Origin of the sequence: Streptosporangium sp. LJ11, from assembly GCF_051918945.1 — a bacterium.
Lineage (GTDB): Bacteria > Actinomycetota > Actinomycetes > Streptosporangiales > Streptosporangiaceae > Streptosporangium.
This window is the reverse complement of the sequence record NZ_JBPXMB010000041.1, coordinates 1-20,788: the sequence shown is the minus strand read 5'-3', so window position 1 is coordinate 20,788 and position 20,788 is coordinate 1. Positions and strand designations below refer to the sequence as shown.

Here is a 20,788-nt window from a genome sequence, read left to right as displayed (position 1 = left end):
GGGCACCGGCCAGAATGCCGGTCAGGCTTTCAGCGCGCCGGTCAGGACGCCCTTGGCGAAGTAGCGCTGCAGGAACGGGTACACGCACACGATGGGCAGCGTCGCGAGCATGACGACGGCCATCTGGACCGACTGCGGTGAGGTGGCCGCCAGCTCGCCCGCGCTCTCGGACAGGGAGGCTCCTCCGGTGACGTACTGCCGCAGGACGGTGCCGATCGGCCACTTGGTCTGGTCGTTGAAGTAGATGATGGCCTCGAAGAAGCGGTTCCAGTACGCGACCGCGTAGAACAGGCCGATCACCGCGATGACCGCCTTGGACAGCGGAAGGACGACCTTGCGCAGGATCGCCAGCTCACCGGCGCCGTCCATCCGCGCGGCGTCGAGCAGTTCCTGCGGGATGGCCTGGAAGAAGCCGCGCATCACGACCAGGTTGAACACGTTGATCAGGAAGGGCAGGACCAGCGCGGCGTACTGGTCGAACAGCCCGGCGCCCTGCACCACCAGGAACAGCGGCACCATTCCCGGCGGGAACAGGAACGTGAACAGCACCAGCAGCAGCATCGGCTTGCCGCCGTAGACCCGCGGCCTGCTCAGCGTGTAGGCAAGGCCGATGGTGCACGCCAGGCTCAGCGCCGTGCCCACCAGGGTGACGCCCGTGCTGACCAGCAGCGCGCGGGTGATGATCCCGCCTTCCAGGATGTCGGCGTAGGCGTCCAGGGAGAACTCAGTCGGCCAGATCACCCAGCCGCCGTTCTCGATGACGTTCTGCGGACTGGCCAGGCTGGTGGCCAGGACCGTCCACAGCGGAAAGACCACCAACGAGACCACCACGGTCAGCGCCACGGCCTTGGCGGCGCGCACGGCCGGGCCGGGGCGGCCCTTCCAGGCGGGTGCGGCTGTCACGCTCATGCCTTGTAAACCCCCTGCTCGCCCAGCCGGTGTGCCACCTTGTTAGCGGTGTAGATGAGCACCACGCCGATCAGGCCCTTGAACAGCCCGACCGCGGCGGCGTAACCGAAGTCGCCGCCCGCGAAGCCGGTGAAGTAGACGAACGTCTCCAGCACCTCGCCGGTCTCCGGTCCCACCGACTGGCGCTGCAGGAAGAACTGCTCGAACCCGATCGACAGGAACTCGCCCAGCCGCAGCACCAGCAGCAGCACGATGACGGGCCTGATCGCGGGCAGCGTGACGTGCCACAGCCGCCGTCCCCAGCCGGCGCCGTCCAGCGCCGCCGCCTCGTACTGCTGCTCGTCGACCTGAGACAGCGCCGCCAGGAAGATGATCGTGGCCCAGCCGCACTCCTTCCAGATGAGCTGCGCGATCACCAGCGGCCCGTAGGCGTCGGGGTTGCCGATGATCGAGATGCCCGCGCCCAGGTTCGACAGCCAGCCGTTGACCACGCCCGCGCCGCCCAGCATCTGCTGGAAGAGCGCGATGACGATCACCCACGACAGGAAGTGCGGCAGGTAGATCACGCTCTGCACGAACCGCCGGACGGTGTCGCCCACCAGGCTGTTCAGCAGCAGCGCCAGGGCCAGCGGGGCGGGGAAGAAGAACACCAGCTGCAGCGCGGCGATGATCAGCGTGTTCTCCACCGCGTTCCAGAACGCCGGATCGCCGAACATGCGCTCGAAGTGCGCCAGGCCCACCCACTCGCTGCCCGAGGCACCGAGGAACGGGATGTAGTTCTTGAAGGCCAGGACGTTGCCGAACAGTGCGCCGTAGTGGAAGAACAGGAAGTACACCAGGCCCGGTACCGCGATGACCAGCAGCACGCGGTCGGCCCGGACGCGCCGCAGGCGACCGGCGGGGGAGCCGTCGGCGGGGGACGAGGCCGGTGCCTTCTCAATGGGTGGGCTGGTGCCACCAGCGTCGCCGCGGACCCGCGTCATGCTCACGTCCAACGCCCTTCGTGCGGTACCGAGTCGAAACAGAATGTTCATCAACATAAAACGTTTACATAATCGCGTCAATAGCTCGGCGACTCCCCGGAGCATGGCAAATCTCCACGTTTCTGCAGTGGTTATCCTCGTAGCGAACCGTTGTGGGCAGTGCATCCGGAGCGTAAGGTTGCTCTGTTTGTGGAACCGTTTACATTCGTTCTCCCCGCCGATCTACCGATAGGAGTCCACTCCGTGCCACGGCGACCCGTCGCGGCTTTCGCCATCGCCCCCTGGGCGTTCGGCGGAGTCTTCCCGGCCGACCTCGTCACTCGACTGCGACACCTGGTCGACATCGATCCGGCGATGACGTTCACCTCGTTCGAAGGGCCGTCCGCCGCCGCGGTCCTGGCGCGCGCGGACATCCTGCTCACCGGATGGGGGTGCCCGCGCATCGACGCCACCGTGCTGGAGGCCGCGCCGCGGCTGCGTGCCCTCGTGCACGCCGCCGGCACCGTCAAGACCTCCGTCGACCCCGTCGTGTTCGAGCGCGGGCTCCTCGTGTCCACCGCCGCGGAGGCCAATGCCGTCCCCGTCGCCGACTACACCATGGCCATGCTCGTCCTGGGCGCCAAGCAGGTGTTCGGCCGCGCCAGGCGCTACGCCACCGCCGTCGAGGGCGGGCCCGTGGACTGGCTCTCCGGCGACGGCACCGGCCTGCACGGCTGCACCGTGGGCGTGATCGGAGCCTCCCGGGTGGGCCGTCTCGTGCTGCGGCGGCTGCGGCGGCTGCGGGAGTTCGACGTCGAGGTCCTGCTCTACGACCCGTACCTGACCGCCACCGAAGCCTCCCGCCTCGGTGCCGAGGCGGTCGACGTGGACGACCTCTGCCGCCGCAGCAACCTCGTCACCGTGCACGCCCCCGCTCTCCCGGAAACCCGCCACATGCTCGACGGCCGCAGGCTGGACCTCCTGCCCGACGGAGCGACCGTCATCAACACCGCTCGCGGAGCCCTGATCGACACCGAGGCACTGACCCGGCTCTGCGCCACCGGCCGGATCTCCGCCGTCCTCGATGTCACCGACCCCGAGCCGCTGCCGCCCGGGCACCCCCTCTTCGGCCTGCCCAACGTCCTGATCACCCCGCACCTGGCGGGGGCGCAGGGCCGTGAGATGCGGCGTCTCGGCGAGTTCGCCGTGGCCGAGGTGAGCCGGTTCCTCAATGGCACACCGCTGCTGGGACGGGTGCAGCCGGAGCAGCTTCCATACATCGCGTGACGATCCCGCCGAGTGCCTGTACGGTGCTGAGCTCATGGCCGAGGGCGAGCCGACCCGGAGCGGCGGCGAAAGCGCCGAGTGGGCGGAAGGTGACGCCGTACCGGGCGGCCGCGTCGTTCGCCAAGGAACCGCAGGCCGAGATCGACGGTGCCTGACCCCCTAGTGAAGGAACTCATGTCCGAACGCAACCACCGGGCCGCGATCGTCGGTACCGGTGCGATCGCCGACGCCCATGCCCGTGCCGTCACCGGTGCGGACGGCCGGGCCTCGCTCGTAGCCGTGGCCGACGTGGACCTCGGCCGGGCCAGGGATTTCGCCGGCGCCTGGAACGTCCCGGCGGCCCACGGCGGTCTGACCGAACTGCTGCGCGAGCACGAGGTGGACCTGGTGCACCTGTGCACCCCGCCGGCACTGCACGCGCCGCTGGCACTGGAGTGCCTGGAGGCGGGCGTGACGGCTCTGGTGGAGAAGCCGGCCACGCTCTCGCTGGCCGAGTTCGACGCCCTGGCCGAGGCCGAGCGCCGCTCGACGGCACACGTGGCGACCGTCCTGCAGCACCGCTTCGGCGCGGGCGCGCTGCGGCTGCGCCGCCTGGCCGAGGACGGCGCGCTGGGACGGGCGCTGCTGGCGACCTGCGAGACCCGGTGGTACCGCGACGAGGCCTACTACGCGGTGCCCTGGCGCGGGGCCTGGGAGTCGGAGGGCGGCGGGCCGACCATGGGGCACGGCATCCACCAGTTCGACCTGCTGCTGTCGGTGCTCGGCCCGTGGGCCGAGGTCACCGCCGTCGCCGCCCGCCGGGCCCGCTCCGTCGACACCGAGGACGTGTCGATGGCGATCGTCACGTTCGAGGACGGCGCGCTCGCCACCGTGGTCAACTCGGTGCTCTCGCCGCGCCAGACCAGCGCGCTGCGGTTCGACTACGAGCGCGCCACCGTCGAGGTGGAACACCTCTACGGCTACACCGACGACGACTGGACCCTCACCCCCGCCCCCGGCCACGAGGACGTGACCCCCCTGTGGGACGGCGGAGGCGGCGGTGCGCGAAGCGGTCACCGGGACTGGTTCGCCGCCGTGCTCGACGCCCTGGACCAGGGCCAGGCACCCCCGGTGACCAGCCAGGACGCCAGGCGGACCATGGAGTTCATCGCCGCCCTGTACGCCTCCGCCTTCACCGGCGAGCGCGTACGCGCCGGACAGGTCACCCCCGACAGCCCGTTCGCGCTGCGCATGGACGGGACCGGCGCTCCCTGGAAGGGGAGGACCACGTGACCCTCCAGGCCTGCCGCGCGCTCGACCGGTCGGTCACCGTCGGCGCCGGTGACGTCGAGCCGTTCACCTGCGTCCACCGGCCCCGCACCCCCGTGCCGGAGTCGCCCAAGCCCTGCGTCCATCCGATCCGCACCCTCGGCGGCGTGACGACGTAGCTGTTCCGGCCGCCCGACCACGTCTGGCACAAGGGCACCGCCTGGCCGCTTCCGCATGGGGGCGAGCACAACTTCCGGGACGGTCCGAAGCAGGCCCGTCAGGTGTTCGCGCGCGCTGACCGCGTGCCGGGGAACCGTGGCCCGTGGCGGGCCGGCGACGGGTTCGGCGGCGCGGGCTTCGACGGGAAGGGGAATGTGCAGTAATACGCGCTCGCTGTGCGTATTGCTGCCTCCTGGTCGCGGGCGTCGTAGAACAAACTTCTGTGGACATGAGGGTGCTGTCCTGACGGCAGGCCCTCCTCTTCTTGTCCAAGGAGTTCCACGTGTTACGAAGACGGGCCGGGGGTCCGGTCGCGGTGGTCGCCGCGGTGGCCGTACTGGCGGGCGGGCTGGTGACGAGCGCGCCCGCGCGCGCGGACGCGCGGCGGCCGGGAAACGCGGCCGCCCTGATGGCGGGGGCGAACAAGGCGCCGGAGGCGACGGCGCAGGCGGGGGGATCCGGGCAGACCGCCCCGGACGGTGACTTCACGTACTCGTACCCGATCGAGGTCCCGCCGGGACGGCGGGGGCAGAGCCCGGCGGTGGCGTTGCGGTACGCGTCGTCGGCGCCGGTGCACGGCGGGGTGGCCGCGGGGTGGAGCCTGCCGGTGCGGGCGGTCACGGTGGACCCGGAGGCCGGGACGTTCCGCCCGGAGCGGCCGGACGGCGGCGGCACGGCCGATCCGCGCAACTTCGCCGGACCGGACGGCAGCCCGATGGTGCCGGACCAGAGCCTGCCGGTCTCGCCCGGCGGGGTGGGGTACAGGGCGCTCAACGACACCGGCTACACCCGGTTCGAATATCTCGGCGAGGTCGCCTCCGAGCCGTACTGGTGGAAGGCGTTCCGCGGCGACGGCACGGTGCAGCGGTTCGGGGTGAAGAGCCAGCACCCGTACGGGTACGCGCCGCTGGTCAGCGAGACCGACCACACCGGCCATCAGCTCAGGTACAACTACACCGTGGTGGGGCGCACCACGGCCGCGCCCGCGGCCGGGCACCCGCGGGAGTTCCTGCTGTCGAGCATCGACTACTGGTCGCCCGGCTCGTCCCAGGCCGGCGGCGACCAGCCGTACGCCCGGGTGGTGTTCGACCACCTGGACCCGGTCTTCTGCGGCAATCCGGACACCTCGGACCTGCTGCCGGTCGGCAGCAGGCTCGACTACCGGTACGGGACGGGACTGCTGTCCGGCACCCGCAAGCTGGACCGGATCATCACGCAGCGCAAGAACCTGAACGGCACCGGGTTCTTCCACGTGCGCCAGTACCAGCTCGGCTACTCGGGCACCGACGACTGCGCGGCGGGGACGGCCGCGCCGTTCCGCGAGCTGGCGAGCGTCCAGCAGACCGCGTACTCGCCGAACATCGGCTCGGGGACGGGCGGCACGACGGTGCTGCCCGCCACCCGGTTCACGTACGGCAAGGCGGCCGCGTACACCAGGGAGGAGCACTACCAGCCCGCGGTGACGGTGGCGAACCTGAGGATGCCGGAGTCGGTCGACACCAACACGGTCGACCAGTTCGGCGACACGGCCGGGCTGTTCGCGCCCACGTCGGGCTTCCGGTCCTGCGACGCGAGGTTCTGCGCGGTGCCGGGCGACGGCACGGCGAACCTGCCGAGTTCCTACCACCTGTCCTGGCAGGCGTCGGCGGCGCAGGCGTCCGGGGAGAGCGTCACCCGGATGTGGCTGGACATCAACGGTGACGGCCGGGTGGACCTGCTGAGGCGTTCGGGCGAGTCCGGCGACATGAACCTGTCGCGGGCAAGCACGGACGGCCCGTTCACCGGCGGCTGCCACGTCGAGGTGTACGTGAACCGGGGCGACGCGGGCTTCGCCAGGAACGACGCCCTCTTCGCGTCGTTCAGCCTGGCCAAGGCCATGGCGGACGTGCCGGTGAGCGCGGGCGCGGGCGACAGCGGGGTGGGCGAGCTGCTGTGCTCGCTGAACCGCTCGTTCAGCTCCACCTCGGCGGGCTGGCAGGGCGACGCGTCCAAACCGTGTCACACGGTGGCGAACTGGGGGGCGCGCGCCGGCTGGGGCTCCATGCAGCAGGTGCGGCACGGCTTCTACGACGTGGACGGCGACCGCCGCCCCGATCTGGTCTCCCAGCCGATCGCCTCGGTGCACTGCCCGTACGCGAGCACGCACGGCGTGCCCGCGCCGCTCTGGGACGACCCGGAGCGGGACGGCGTGCCCGCGGACCCGCACTGGCGGACCGAGTTCAAATTCCGCATCCCGAACTCGTCGATCGACCCCGTCCAGGTGACGGCGCGCCAGGCGTACTGGTACGTGTACCGCAACACCGGCACCGGCTTCGAGGCGACCCCGGCGAAGGTCCCGGCGGGCCGGACCACCGACACCCGGCTGAACGAGCGGATCGTCACGGTGCCCGAACCGGGGTTCGTGGGCGCCTTCCACGCGCCGTACGCCTCCCTCGAAGGCCCGAAGCAGGTCCTCGGCACGCTGACCGACATCACCGGCGACGGCTACGGCGACTTCGCGGTGGACAGCGGCTACGTGCTGCCCGGCACGAAGGGCGGTGGTTTCGGCGACCCGATCAAGTTGCCGGACGGGGCGCAGAACGCCGACTTCGCGCCGGGCAGGGACCGGGCCGAGGGCTCCGGCTGCCCCGGCTGCCTGGAGACCTACACCGGCTACATGCGGGGCGGCGTCGAGCCGGACGTCAACGCCGACGGGCTGCCCGACCGGATCGAGGTGCGAGACGGCGGCACCCGGGTGACCTACAACACCGGGTTCGGCTTCGGCACCGCGGCCGGCGGCGGCCAGGCGATGTTCAGCGAGGGCGCGGCCGACACCAGGCGGCTGGAGTCGTTCCGGCTGGTGGAGGACTCCCACGACTGGCAGGGTTACCCGACCGCGAGCACCCGGTACGTGAGGACCCGGCTGGTGGACCTGGACTACGACGGCGTGCCGGACGCGCTGTTCCACAACGCCGGCACCGCGGCCAAGCTGTACCTGGGCGGCGGCGCCGCCTGGGTGAGGGCCACCGGCGTGGACGCCGCCCTCGCCGACCGGCTCGGCGGCCGGGTCACCGGCGGGGCCATGCGGAACCAGTTCGTGGACCGCGCCGACTACCTGCACACCTACGCGCACAAGGCGGCCGACGTGAACGCCGACGGCCTGCTGGACCTGGTCGAGGACGGCGACGGCGACGGCTCGGTGACGGTACGGTACGCCAAGGCGATCCTGGACACCGGCGAGAACCACAACGCCCCGGCGCGGCTGCTGCGCACGGTGAGCAACGGCTACGGTGCCACGTCCCTGGTGTCGTACGGCTACGACCCGGTCGCCGGCAAGTGGACGGCCACGCGGGTCACCGTGCGTCCCGGGCAGGGCGAGCCGGAGATGACCACCCGGCACCACTTCCGGCTGCCCGCCTTCACGCCCGGCCCGTACGGGCAGTCCCGGTTCCGCGGGTTCGCCGAGGTGCGGACGCTGCGGGCCGGCGACCCGGGTGACGCCGGCGACGACCTGACCACGGTCCGGCTGTACGCCTTCGACCAGGACCACCGCGGGCTGCCCCGGCGCACCGCGACGGTCCGCGGCGACACGGCGTTCACCGCGGCCCCGGCGTTCGACCCGGCCGGCCAGACGGGCGTGATGCGGGTGGTGGACGAGACCTACCACGTGCGGGAACTCTGGCTGCGCGCGCCCGGCATGGTGGCGGGCTTCTCGCCGCGGGTGGTGCTGCCGAGGGCGACGACCACCCGTACCTGCACCGGGGCCCTCGGGCAAACCGCGGACGCGTGCGTCGCGTCGGCGCCGTCGCTGGTCGTCGAGACCGGCTGGGCGGGGAACAGCGTCGGCGGGACGTTCGTCGCGGACCTGCCGAGCAAGGTCGAGACCCGCTTCGTCGACGGGCAGGGCAGGCAGGAGATCCGGCGCGCCTCGCCGTCCCACAAGGTGGCCTGGACGAGCGCGGTGTACCGGGTGGCGCCGGACACCACCGTCGAGGAGCGCGTGCTCGACGGTGTGACCACCCCGCTCGGGGTGACCCGCACCTCCTACCACGACGGCGACTTCCACTACCCGAAGAACGTCACGGTGGACGACGCCATGGCGGGCGTGCCCGACCGGACCACCCGGTACCAGTACCACGGCGGCGACGGCGCCCACCGCGGCCTGCCGTACCGGACGTGGCAGCCGGCGCAGGTCGCCAGGTACGGCAACACCAACGACGCGGCCGGGTTCACCGAGTACGCCTACGACGCCCACGGCGTGCACGTGGTCCGTACGACCAACCCGGCCGGCCACGTGACGACGTCCGTCGTGGACCTCGGCACCGGGGTCGCGCTCGACGTGGCGGGCCCGGACTACGTCTGCCCGGACGGGCCGGACGCCGGCGGCGAGCCGGACCCGGCGACCGCGTGCGCGTTCGGCGACGCCGAGTTCCGGGAGCGCACCGTCGTCAGGATCGACGGGTTCGGCCGGCCGCTGCAGACCCTGCGGCACGCCGCCGGCGCGGGCGGGGCGACCGGCGTCGAGGTGGCCCGCGCCACCTACGACGACGCGCCCGCCGGTGGCGCGCCGGTGTCGCGCGTGACGCGGGAACTGGTCGGGGACGGCCTGTTCAGCAGCACGACGACGGAGCTCGACGGCCTGGGCCGCACCCTCCGCAGCGTCGTGCGGCAGCGGACCCAGCAGGACTTCACGACGAGCTACGACTACGACGCCGCGGGCCGGGCGTACCAGGTGTTCGTGCCGCGCGGCGACGGCGAGTCCGGCTCGGTGGGCGTGCGCACGACCTACGACGCGCTGGACCGGCCGGTCAGGGTCCAGGAGACCGGGTCGGGGTCGCAGGTCTTCGAACTGCACACCTACGACGGGCTCGCGCACACCGTGTCGCAGCAGACCGCCGACGGCTCGCCGCCGTCCCAGACGATCACCCGGCGGGACGCGGCCGGGCAGGTCTCCACGATCGACGAGCGGCGTGGCACCCGCGACTCCGACGGCGAGAACCTCCCGCTCTGGGCCACCACCTTCCACGCCTACGACGGCGCGGGCCGCACGGCCTCGGTGTCGGACTCCGACGGCGTGACCACCACGCTGGTGCACGACCACTCCGGCAACCGCCGGTCGATCACCAGCGCGGGCCGCACCTGGTCGTACGGCTACGACGCCAACGGCAACATGACGTCGATCACCGAGCCGCTGCCGGCCGGCGCGCAGGCCGCGGCCTACACCCACACCACCGAGTACGACGACCTGAACCGGGTCGTCAAGGAGATCCCGGCGGTGCGCGACCTGACCGCCGCGGAGCGGGAGGAGTTCAAGCTCGGCCCGAAGGAGTACGGCTACGACCGGGCGCACTCCTCGCTCCCCGCCGTCCAGGCCGCGAACCAGGTCGGCCGGTTGTCGTACACCGGCTCGCCGTCGGTCACCGTGGTCAACCGCTACACCCCGTACGGCCACCTGGCCGGCGCCCGGCAGATCGTGCCGGCGCTGTCCGGACTGGTCACGGCGGACGACCTGGCGGTCGACCACCAGCGGGACGCGGCCGGCAACGAGGAGCGCGGCACGTACTCCGCGGTGCTGGCGCACGGAACGGTCACCTACGAGGGGCCGTCGGTGCACACCGGCTACGACCACGACGGCGTGCCCTCCGAGGCGCGGTTCACCGTCGGCGGCAGGAGCATGACGATCCAGTCCTTCCGCAACCGGCTCGGCCTGGTCACCGTCAGGTCCACCAACCAGGACGCCACCGCCGGGTTCGCCCGCCCGGTCGTGTTCCACGGCCACGACAGATTCGGCCGCGCCACCTCGCTGCAGGTCATGGGCAAGGCCGGCGGCACCCAGCGGTACCGGCAGACGCTGGGCTACCACGACAACGGCGAGGTCGAGGAGATCGCCGAGCAGCTCGGCGGCACCGGCGAGCCGGTCCGCACCACCACCTACAGCTACGATCACCGCCACCAGCTCACCGGCGCCGCGCAGTCCGGCGGCACCGGCTACCGGGGCACCTTCCGGTACACCCCGGGCGGCCGGATGGCGGCGGCCGACGTCTCCGCGACCGGTGCGGCCCGGCCGGTGGCCCGTGACGTCACCCACGTCTACCAGGACCCGCGGGCGGGCGGCGACCCGCAGCGGCTGGTCGCGCTGCGCAGGGCCGACGGGACCGACCTGGCCGTTTACGCCTACGACGAGGCGGGCAACACGCTCACCCGCGCGCTGCCCGACGGCACCGTGGTCGGCCAGCGCTGGGACGGCTACCGGCTGCGCAGGGTGACCCGGCCGGACGGGGAGAAGGAGACCTTCTTCTACGACGGCAACACCCGGATCGCCGCGGTCCGGCACGACGCCGACGGCACCCTCGCCGAGGTCCGCCGCTGGTTCGGCGACCTGGAGGCCCGCTACCGGCCCGGCGCGGCCGCCGAGTACCGCCACCTCGTGCGGATCGGCGGCGACGCCGTGGCCCGCGTCGACGGCGACCACGCCACCGGCACCGTCGAGCACCACGTCGGCTCGGTGCAGGGCCACCAGGTCCTCACCCTCGGCGCGGCGCCCGACGCCACCGGCCAGGCCCCGGTGCTGCGGACCGCCTCCTACGGTGCCTTCGGCGAGCTGCTCACCGAGACGCTCGCCGCGGGCACCCCGGCGGGGAAGTACTCCCGGGAGTTCAACGGAAAGGACCGCGACGCCACCGCGGGGCTGCACTACTACGGATACCGCTACTACGACCCGCTGGCCCTGCAGTGGACCTCCACCGACCCGAAGTACCGCTTCACACCGGACACCGCGGACCCGCGGCGGGCGAACCTCTACACCTACACCCGCAACAACCCGGTCGGCCTGGTCGACCCGGACGGCCTGGAGGACCGGCCGGTGAACGGTTCCACCTTCGCCAGACAGACCCACTACAACGGCGGTGGCGTCGGCACCCTCATGCACGTCGAGGTCAACGCCACCAACGCCGAGATCTCCGCGGGCCGCCGGACCTGGGGCACCTCCGCGCAACTGGACGTCGGCCACCTGGAGACCTCCGTCGCCGACGGGAACTCCGCCGAGGCCATGCTGGTGACCGTGTACGGACCCGCCATCCCGGACGCGGAGAGCGGCGGCACCTGGCAGGTCAAGGCCGAGGTCGGCATCTTCGGCACCGGGGGGTTGCTGACCGGCGCCGACGTCACCACCTACACCAGCGCGGACGGCCTCACCTACGAGGCCCCCGGGATGGTGGCGGCCAACGCGATGGACCACGACGACGACGGCGCGAAGGACGCGGCGAGAGGCCTGATCGCCTACGGGGTGATGTTGCGGGCCAGGGCGGAGGACGCCAGGCGCAAGGCCTGGGACGGGCCCCTGGACCAGATGGGCGCGTACGGCATGTGCACCCCGGAGCACGCCGAGTGCGCCGGCCCGTCCCATCCGGAGACCGGGAAGCGGGTGACCACCACTCCGGACGAGCTCATGTCGCGCAAGGACTTCGGCCGCCTGATCGACGCCGCGAACCGGGACGGCGGCTCGGGGAAGGGGGAGGCCACCGACATCCTCTCCGGGTGGAAGGACCCGAAGTGATCCTTGACGACCGGTGAGGGCGGTGGGGGAGGGCCCTCGGCATTTCCGTGGCCCTCGCGCACGGTCCCCGGCACCGGGGGGTGCCGGGGACCGTGCGCGAGGGATCAGGGCAGGTAGATCTTCGGCTGGGGCGGGGTGGCCATGCCGTCGCCGATGAAGAAGCTCGGGTGGGGCGGCTGGTTGTAGGCGGTGTTCTGCCAGGCCAGGGCCACCCGGTACTGCGGGTCGTGCAGCAGCGTGTGGATCTTCGTGGTGGTCGCGGTCGGCGTGGAGTAGATCCGCAGGGCCCGGTTGTCGGTGGTGGGCCAGATGACCTCCTCGCGCCAGTCGCCGAGGATGTCGCCCGACAGGGACGGGGTGGCCTTGGTGCCGTTGTTGGAGTGCACCCCGGAGGCGGTCAGCAGCCGGGTCTCCCCGCCGGTGCCGTACTTGTCGATCCGGGTCTGGTCCAGCAGCTCGCGCACCGGGTCGCCGTCCCACCAGGCCAGGAAGTTGGCCGAGGAGGGGTTGCGGCCGACCGAGGCCCCGGAGGAGTTGTACAGGTTGCCCATGTTGGTCCCCGCGCCCCAGAACTCCGCTCCCGGGCTGCCGGCGTAGATGTCGGCGGCCACGCCGCGGCCGGGTCCCTCCGCGCCGCCGTTGTTCGGCCGCTGCCAGACGACCTGCCCGGTGCGGGCGTCGTGCACGTCGGCCGCGGGCTGGTTGCCCGCCTCGTGGATGGTGAACACCTCCAGGCCAGACCGGCCCGGGATCAGGTCGCCGACGTGCAGCGCGTCGCCGTGCCCGAAGCCGGTGCGGTACATGCCGGCGCCGTTGTCGTCGATCGTGGCCGCGCCGTAGACGATCTCCTGCCTGCCGTCGGCGTCCACGTCGGCGATGGACAGCTGGTGGTTGCCCTGGCCGGCGTAGCCGCTGTTGCCCGAGGAGTTGGAGTCGAACGTCCAGCGGCGGGTCAGCGAGCCGTTGCGGAAGTCCCAGGCGACGATGACCGCCCGCGTGTAGTAGCCGCGTGCCATGATCAGGCTCGGCCGCTGGCCGTCCAGGTAGGCGGTGCCCGCCAGGAACCGGTCCACCCGGTTGCCGTAGTTGTCACCCCAGGAGGAGACGGTGCCGCGCGGCGGCTCGTAGCCGACGGTCGACATCGCGGCGCCGGTCTGGCCGTTGAACATCGTCAGGTACTCCGGCCCGGCCAGGATGTAGCCGGAGGAGTTGACGTGGTTGGCGCTCGCGTTGCCGATGGTGGTGCCGCGGCCGTCGACCGTGCCGTCGGCGGTCTTCATCGCCACCTCGGCCCGGCCGTCGCCGTCGTAGTCGTACACCTGGAACTGGGTGTAGTGGGCGCCGGCGCGGATGTTGCGGCCCAGGTTGATCCGCCACAGCCGGGTGCCGTCGAGCCTGATCCCGTCGACGTAGACCGGGCTGGTGACCCCGGACTGGGAGTTGTCCTTGGCGTCGTTGGGCTCCCACTTGAGCACCAGGTCCAGCCTGCCGTCCCCGTCCAGGTCGCCCGTGCTCGCGTCGCTGGCGGTGTGGTTGCCGCTGGGCGGGCTGATCGGCACGTCCAGGTAGCCGTTGCCGAAGCGCAACGCGGTCCCCGAGTCGGCCTGCTCGCTGCCGCCGGCCACGGCGCGCACCGTGTACGAGGCGTCGGCCGCGGCGCCGGAGTCCAGGTAGTTGGTGGAGTTCGTGACACCGGCGACCAGGGTGCCGCCCCGGTAGACGTTGAACGTGGTGTCGCGGGACTCGGTGCCCAGCAGGCGCCAGGACACCAGGTTGCCGCTGCCGGAGCGCACGCTGATCAGGCCGCGGTCCAGGTCCTCCATCTGCTTGGCGTCGCCGGGGACCGGGTCGGTGCCGCCGAGCTTCACGAGCTGCCACTGCTGGTTGGCGCCGTTGAGGTCGGTGTACTGCGACACGCGGGCGCCGTCGGCGGTGGACCGCTCCCACACCTCCAGGGCCTTGCCGCTGGTGCGGTTGATCAGCTTGATGTGGCCGCCGTCGGTGTCGACGACGCGGAACTGCTGGTTGCCGCCGTTGAGGTCGGTGTACTGGACGACCTGGGCGCCGTCGGCGGTGGAGTGGTTGTAGATGTCGAGGACCTTGCCGCTGTGACGTGAGCGCAGCCGGTAGTAACCGCCGCCGGAGTCGACGAACTGCCACTGCTGCCAGGCGCCGTCGTTGCGGGACCACTGGGCGATGGGGGCGCCGTCGCCGGTGGCGAGATCGAGGACGTCGACGGCCTTGCCGCTGTGCCGGTTCACCAGGACGTACCAGGCGTTGGTGTCGATCGTCGCGGCGGCGGCCGGTCCGGCGGCCACGAGCGACTGGCACACCGCGAGCAGGACCAGGACGGCTGCCGCGAGAACGGCTCCGGCATGGCGGCGGACGCCTCGCGGGGGAGGGCTTGCGAGTCTGTTCACAGGGGGGTGCCTCTCGTTGCGGACGATGCTCCACGAACGCGCGACGGCTGCTGTTAGCGTTAACATTTCCGCTGGATGTCGGGCTCTTCACAGGCATGAAGGCAAATGTGTGCCAAGTGTCGGCAGCGGTCTCGGGGCGGTCAAGCGCGGGCGGGATCCCCGGCGGGCCCGGCGCGCGGGGCCGGCGTCCCGCGCGGCTTTCCCGGTCTGCTCCCACCGGAGGCCGGCCGCGCGCGACCTGCGTCTTCCCGGCGTCCCGGCGCCGCCCGCGGCGCCGGCCCCGCGGCCCGTCCGCGGACCTCGGGGTTCTGAAAGTTTCAGCGCCGCGACCGTGGCCGGCGCGCCGGGTGGTCTTCCTCCGGTCCTCTCCTGGTCCTCCCCGCCGTCGCGGTGGTGCCGGCGCGGTCAGGCACCACCGCGAGAGAGATCTCCACGGTCAGTCGGTGCCGAACTCCATCGCGGCGCGGTCGAGCATCTCGTCGTCGCCGGAGACCTCGCCGCGGGAGGCGATGGCCTCGGCGCCGCCCCGCGGCATCGCGCCGATCAGCCCGGTCGAGGCCGCCTGGGCGGCGCCGATGAGCGCGGGGTGGGTGGTGCCGACCATGCCGAGGCCGGCGTACTGCTCGAGCTTGGCGCGCGAGTCGGCGATGTCGAGGTTGCGCATGGTGAGCTGGCCGATCCGGTCCACCGGGCCGAACGCCGAGTCCTCGGTGCGCTCCATCGACAGCTTGTCCGGGTGGTAGCTGAAGGCAGGGCCCGAGGTGTCCAGGATCGAGTAGTCCTCACCGCGCCGCAGCCGCAGCGTCACCTCGCCGGTGATCGCCGTGCCCACCCAGCGCTGCAGCGACTCGCGCAGCATCAGCGCCTGCGGGTCGAGCCAGCGGCCCTCGTACATCAGCCGGCCGAGGCGCCGTCCCTCGTTGTGGTAGCTCGCCAGGGTGTCCTCGTTGTGGATCGCGTTGACCAGCCGCTCGTACGCCGCGTGCAGCAACGCCATCCCGGGCGCCTCGTAGATGCCGCGGCTCTTGGCCTCGATCACCCGGTTCTCGATCTGGTCCGACATGCCCATGCCGTGCCGTCCGCCGATCGTGTTCGCCTCCATCACCAGGTCGACCGGGGTGGCGAACTCCTTGCCGTTGATCGTCACCGGGCGGCCCTGCTCGAAGCCGATGGTCACGATCTCGGCGGCGATCTCGACCTCGGGATCCCAGAACCGCACGCCCATGATCGGGTCCACGGTCTCGATGCCGGTGTCGAGGTGCTCCAGGGTCTTGGCCTCGTGGGTGGCGCCCCAGATGTTGGCGTCGGTCGAGTAGGCCTTCTCGGTGCTGTCGCGGTAGGGCAGGCCGTGGGCGAGCAGCCACTCCGACATCTCCTTGCGGCCGCCGAGCTCGGACACGAAGTCCGCGTCCAGCCAGGGCTTGTAGATGCGCAGGTGGGGATTGGCGAGCAGGCCGTACCGGTAGAACCGTTCGATGTCGTTGCCCTTGAACGTCGAGCCGTCGCCCCAGATCTGCACGTCGTCCTCGATCATCGTCCGGACCAGCAGGGTCCCCGTGACGGCACGGCCGAGCGGCGTGGTGTTGAAGTAGGGGCGCCCTGCCGAGCGGATGTGGAACGCGCCGCAGGTGAGCGCGGCCAGGCCCTCCTCGACCAGCGCCGCGCGGCAGTCGACCAGTCGCGCGATCTCGGCACCGTACGTCAGCGCGCGGCCGGGCACCGAGGCGATGTCGGGCTCGTCGTACTGGCCGATGTCGGCGGTGTAGGTGCACGGAACGGCACCCTTGTCGCGCATCCACGCGACGGCGACCGAGGTGTCGAGGCCGCCTGAGAAGGCGATGCCGACCCGCTCGCCGATGGGCAGGGAGGTGAGAACCTTGGACATGAAACAAGATTATGCATTACGGCGCATGGTCATGCAAAGCGGGGGTGGCTCATGCCGCGACCGGTCCCGTTGGCGGTCGTCGTCGCCGGGCTCACGGGCGTGTCGGGATCACACGGAGTGGCGCCTGTTCGACGGAAAGTGGCCGGGTGGTGCCGGGGCGGCGGGGGCCGCGGCGGTTCAGTGGGCCGGCCGGGTGTGGTGCGGAGGCGTCGGCCGGGTGTCGGTCATCCGCGCGGTGATGGCCCATCGTTCGTGGTCCCGCCAGGCGCCGTCGATGAACAGGAGTTCGGGCGAGTAGCCCTCCTTCCTGAAGCCGTGTCGTTCGAGGAGCTTGAGGGATGCCTTGTTGCCGGGCTGGACCTGGGCTTCCAGGCGGTGGAGCCGCAGGTCTTCGAAGGCGTGTCTCAGCACCAGTTCGAGACCTTCGGACATGTAGCCCTGGCCGGCGGTGGGGGCGAAGGCCGCGTAGGCGAGGGCTCCGCACTGGAAGCGTCCGCGGATGATGTTGTTGATGTTGATCACGCCGGCGATGGCCCCGGTGTCGCGCAGGCGGACCAGCAGGCATTCCTCGTCGGGCCGGGCATAGCGGGTGAGGAGAGCCTGGAACTCCTCGGCCGTGCCGGGCAGGGACATCCACGGATGGTGCAGGCCGGCGCTGGCGCGGACCAGGCCGAGGAACTCCTCCCGGTCGTCGCCGGTGATCGGACTCAAGGTCACGCGGAAGGAGTCTCCCGGCCGTCCGGGAGACTCCTCGATCGCCGCCCGTTCGGTTCCTTCGGCTTCGTCGTTCTGAATCACGCGGGGAACGCTATCGCGGCTCCCGGCCTGGCCAGCCCACACCCCCGGTCCCCGGGAAGGTCGCCGCGCGGCCTCGGGCGGGGGAGGCGAACCGCCGGACGCCCCACACCCCGAACGGGCCGGTCACCCGGCCTCGGGCGGCGCGCCGACCGCGCGCGAGGCGTTGGCCACGATCGCCTCCCGCAGCCACTCCGCCGCGCCCGGCCGGGTGTTCGTCTCGATGCCCGCCCGGAAACGCGGGTCCTCCACGTACAGGTGGCTCTTTCGCACGTGGAACTCGTGCGTCATGTCGTAGAACCAGCGGGCGATGTGCCGCCGCTGCGCCTCGGCCACGTCCATCGCCGCCTCGCTCGACGGGGCCGCGCCGGCGTCCATCAGCTCGCGGATCCGCGCCTCGATCGCCGCGTTGTCGCGGTTGATCCGCTCCCACTGGTCCTTTCCGTAGGCCGCGACGCGCTTCGCGGACTGCGCGTACGCGCCGGAGTCCCCCCATCGCCGCTCCACCTCGGCGAGGTACTCGTCCTCCCGGTCGGCGAACTCGCCCCAGACCTCGCGCTTCTCCTCGTCGCTGAGCGGGGACCTGATCTTCCTGTCACTCATGACGCCGACCGTACGGACTGACGTCGCGTGAGGGTCAAACCGGTGGCACACCGGCGACCCCGGGTCGTCGCACGGGCGAGGTCCGGGTGTGTCGGCCGAGCCCCTGACCACGGGGGACACTGCGAACGGCTGCGCCGCCCCATCATCCCGCCGGTCATCGCCCGACAGGGTGGGCGGCGCGCCCGGTGGGGTGGTTCGCGGCCCGAGGCCGGTGGCTGTACGGCGGGCGGCGTCAGATCGATGCGTCGGCGTACGGGACGGTCTATACTCGTTTTCTTAGCGCTCTCACATGAAAAAGAAAACACGTCCCCAACTAAGAGGAGCGTACCAAGGAAATGTCGAGCCGTCAAGTGTCAAGCCCCCAGATCGAGGCCGAGCAGTCCTACGTCACCATGCTGTACTGCCACCTCGACGAGGCGCGTGAGCGGGCCGAGACCTCTCTGAAGGAGGCGCACCGGAGTCCCGGGGCCGGCACCGCCCGGGGCATGGTCGAGCGGGAGGTGTTCTCCGGCGAGTACGCCAGGCGCCTCGCCAGGCTCAACGGGGTGGAGCACGGCCTGTGCTTCGGCAGGATCGACGACTCCGGCGGTGAGACCCTCTACGTCGGCAGGATCGGGTTGCGCGACGGCGACGGCGAGCCGGTCCTGATCGACTGGCGGGCGCCCGCCGCCCGCCCGTTCTACACCGCCACGCCCGGCAACCCGGGTTCACTGGTACGGCGCCGCCACCTGCACACTCGCGACCGGACCGTGATCGGCGTCGACGACGAGGTGTTCGACCTCGATCGGATGAGCGACGCCGACCGCCGGTCGCTGGTCGGGGAGGCGGCGCTCCTGGCGACGCTGCGCCGGGCGAGGACCGGCAGGATGAGCGAGGTGGTGGCCACCATCCAGACCGAGCAGGACCGCGTGATCCGCTCGGGCCTGCACGGGATCCTCGTGGTCCAGGGCGGTCCCGGCACCGGTAAGACGGTTGCCGCGCTGCACCGGGCCGCCTACCTGCTCTATACGCACAGGGACGTCCTGGAGCGCAGGGGTGTCCTGATCATCGGGCCCAACGACCTGTTCTCCCGCTACATCGAGCAGGTGCTGCCCTCCCTCGGCGAGAGCGACATGGTGATGACCACGCTCGGACGGCTCTATCCGGGCATCGTGGCGACGGCGGAGGACGGCCCGTCCCAGGCTCTGATCAAGGGTGACCTGCGGATGGCCGAGGTGATGGCGAGAGCCGTACGGGATCGGCAGCGAGTTCCCGAAGGGGACCTCGAGGTCAGGATCCCCGCTCGGACCTCGGTGCGCGGCGGCGAGGAGGTCGTGGTCGACTGGACGACGCTCCGCGTGGACCACGGCACCTGTGTCGTCGCCCGCGACCGCGCCCGTGCGCTGCGCAGCCCGCACAACGAGGCCCGGCACGTGTTCGTCCTCGACATGCTGCGGGCGCTGGCCACCGCTGAGGCCGAGCAGTACGAGTGGCTGACGGATGAGGAGGAGCTGGGGGTGGTACTGCCCGACGACGGCGACTCGTGGCTGGAGCTGCCGCCGGACGAGGAGGAGATGCGGGTCGAGGAGGAGGAGACGCTGCGGGAGGCGTGCCGGGTGCTGTGGGAGCAGCCGGCGGTACGGCGGGCGGTGGACGAGCTGTGGCCGGTCCTCACCCCGGAGCGACTGGTCGGCGAGTTGCTGGCCGACTGGGAGGCGATGCTCTCGGCGGGTCTGGACGCCGGTGAGGCCGGGGAGCTGCTGCGTCCGTCGGACGCGCCGTGGACCGTGGGCGACGTGCCGCTGCTCGACGAGGCCGCCGAGCTGCTCGGCTCCGACCTGACCGGCGATCCGGAACGGGACCGGGCCGGCGCCGCCGAGCGGCGCGACGAGCGGGCCTACGCCCAGGACGTGCTGACCTACAACGACGACTTCGAGATCCTGGACGAGGCCGGGGCGCGGCTCGGTGACCTGCTGGACGTCGGCACCCTGGCCGAACGCCACCACGACCGCGGCCCGGCGCTGACCACCGCCCAGCGCGCGGCCGCCGACCGGACGTGGGTCTACGGTCACGTGATCCTCGACGAGGCCCAGGAGCTGTCGGCGATGGCCTGGCGTTCGGTCATGCGGCGCATCCCGACCCGCTCGCTGACCGTCGTCGGCGACATCGCCCAGACGGGATCGGCGGCGGGCGCCCGCACCTGGGAAGAGGTGCTGGCACCCTATGCCGAGGGCCGCTGGCGCGAGGAGCGACTGATGATCAATTATCGGACCCCGGCCGAGATCATGGACGTGGCCGCCGACGTCCTGAGCGTCGTGGCTCCTGACCAGATCCCCCCGCGGTCGGTCCGTACCGGCGGGACTCCGCCTCGCGCCGTCCGCCGGACGTCACTCGGGTTCGCGGACGTCGTGGAGTCCGAGCTCGCCGCGATCGGCGAAGGGCGGTTGGCCGTCATCGTTCCTGACGCGCGTCGTACCGGGTTCGCCGAGGTCGATCTCGAGACGCCGGTGGTGGTACTCACCGTGACCCAGTCCAAGGGGCTGGAGTTCGACGCCGTCGTGGTCGTGGCCCCTGACGAGATCCTCGCCCAGTCGCCCAAGGGGGGTCACGATCTCTACGTGGCGATCACCCGAGCCACCAGGCGCCTTGCCGTGGTGCACGAAGCGGAACTACCCGACATGCTCGCCAGACTCGCCCGGTGACGGTGACGAAGCCGCCTCGGAGAAGAGGAGAAGGCCCGGCCGGCGACCTGTCGTGCGGGCACTCTCCAAGCGCGGCTCCCGGGCCGGCCCGGTCCCGGAACCCGGCCCGGTCCCAGACCTAGTGTGATGCGCCACAAATATAGAGGGTAAATATTTCTTTGATGGCTGGCTGGGTGGGTTGATCTTGGCGAGGTAGTCGGCGAGGGACTTGAGGATCTCGTCGGCGGTCTTGGTCCAGGTGAACG

Annotated in this window: 11 protein-coding genes; 5 read left to right on the top strand and 6 right to left on the bottom strand. The window is 71.6% G+C overall.

The features are described from left to right. Nucleotides 1-21: 21 nt before the first annotated feature. Together ACTOQ3_RS39500 and ACTOQ3_RS39495 are read right to left on the bottom strand one after the other, a co-directional pair. Nucleotides 22-903, bottom strand: a complete 882-nt coding sequence (locus tag ACTOQ3_RS39500; protein ID WP_440088882.1) for a carbohydrate ABC transporter permease — start codon at nt 901-903, stop codon at nt 22-24. A gap of 2 nt (nt 904-905) precedes the next feature. Continuing rightward, nucleotides 906-1,892, bottom strand: coding sequence for an ABC transporter permease (locus ACTOQ3_RS39495; RefSeq protein WP_440088917.1), 987 nt, complete (start codon nt 1,890-1,892; stop codon nt 906-908). A 243-nt stretch (nt 1,893-2,135) separates the two neighbouring features. Here ACTOQ3_RS39495 and ACTOQ3_RS39490 point away from each other — a divergent pair, with 243 nt between their 5' ends. The 4 genes from ACTOQ3_RS39490 to ACTOQ3_RS39475 all read left to right on the top strand — a co-directional run bounded on the left by ACTOQ3_RS39490 (nt 2,136) and on the right by ACTOQ3_RS39475 (nt 12,159). Next, nucleotides 2,136-3,158 (top strand): hydroxyacid dehydrogenase, encoded by a 1,023-nt coding sequence (locus ACTOQ3_RS39490; RefSeq protein WP_440088880.1) that lies wholly within the window; start codon nt 2,136-2,138, stop codon nt 3,156-3,158. Nucleotides 3,159-3,332: 174 nt separating this feature from the next. Continuing rightward, nucleotides 3,333-4,430 carry a Gfo/Idh/MocA family protein gene (locus tag ACTOQ3_RS39485; protein ID WP_440088879.1) on the top strand — a complete coding sequence of 366 codons (1,098 nt, stop codon included), beginning with the start codon at nt 3,333-3,335 and terminating at the stop codon, nt 4,428-4,430. Next, the gene (locus ACTOQ3_RS39480) at nt 4,427-4,585 is read left to right on the top strand and encodes a hypothetical protein (RefSeq protein WP_440088877.1); all 159 of its coding nucleotides are present in this window, start codon (nt 4,427-4,429) and stop codon (nt 4,583-4,585) included. Before ACTOQ3_RS39485 ends, ACTOQ3_RS39480 begins: the two co-directional genes overlap by 4 nt. A 323-nt stretch (nt 4,586-4,908) precedes the next feature. Further along, entirely contained in the window at nt 4,909-12,159 is a 7,251-nt protein-coding gene (locus ACTOQ3_RS39475; protein ID WP_440088875.1) for an RHS repeat-associated core domain-containing protein, read from the top strand. A gap of 104 nt (nt 12,160-12,263) precedes the next feature. On the opposite strand, the gene ACTOQ3_RS39470 is transcribed toward ACTOQ3_RS39475, so the two are convergent. From ACTOQ3_RS39470 to ACTOQ3_RS39455, 4 genes are all read right to left on the bottom strand, one after another. Continuing rightward, on the bottom strand, nt 12,264-14,579 hold the full coding sequence (locus ACTOQ3_RS39470; protein WP_440088874.1) for an RICIN domain-containing protein: 2,316 nt from the start codon (nt 14,577-14,579) through the stop codon (nt 12,264-12,266). A gap of 436 nt (nt 14,580-15,015) precedes the next feature. After that, nucleotides 15,016-16,464: an argininosuccinate synthase gene (argG, locus tag ACTOQ3_RS39465; RefSeq protein WP_440088872.1), complete on the bottom strand. Its 1,449-nt coding sequence runs from the start codon at nt 16,462-16,464 to the stop codon at nt 15,016-15,018. A gap of 177 nt (nt 16,465-16,641) precedes the next feature. Next, nucleotides 16,642-17,262, bottom strand: coding sequence for a GNAT family N-acetyltransferase (locus tag ACTOQ3_RS39460; RefSeq protein ID WP_440088871.1), 621 nt, complete (start codon nt 17,260-17,262; stop codon nt 16,642-16,644). A 123-nt stretch (nt 17,263-17,385) separates the two neighbouring features. After that, on the bottom strand, nt 17,386-17,862 hold the full coding sequence (locus ACTOQ3_RS39455; protein ID WP_440088869.1) for a TipAS antibiotic-recognition domain-containing protein: 477 nt from the start codon (nt 17,860-17,862) through the stop codon (nt 17,386-17,388). 335 nt (nt 17,863-18,197) lie between these two features. Between ACTOQ3_RS39455 and ACTOQ3_RS39450 the strand changes: the two genes are divergently transcribed. Then, nucleotides 18,198-20,543, top strand: coding sequence for a HelD family protein (locus tag ACTOQ3_RS39450; protein WP_440088867.1), 2,346 nt, complete (start codon nt 18,198-18,200; stop codon nt 20,541-20,543). Nucleotides 20,544-20,788 lie beyond the last annotated feature (245 nt).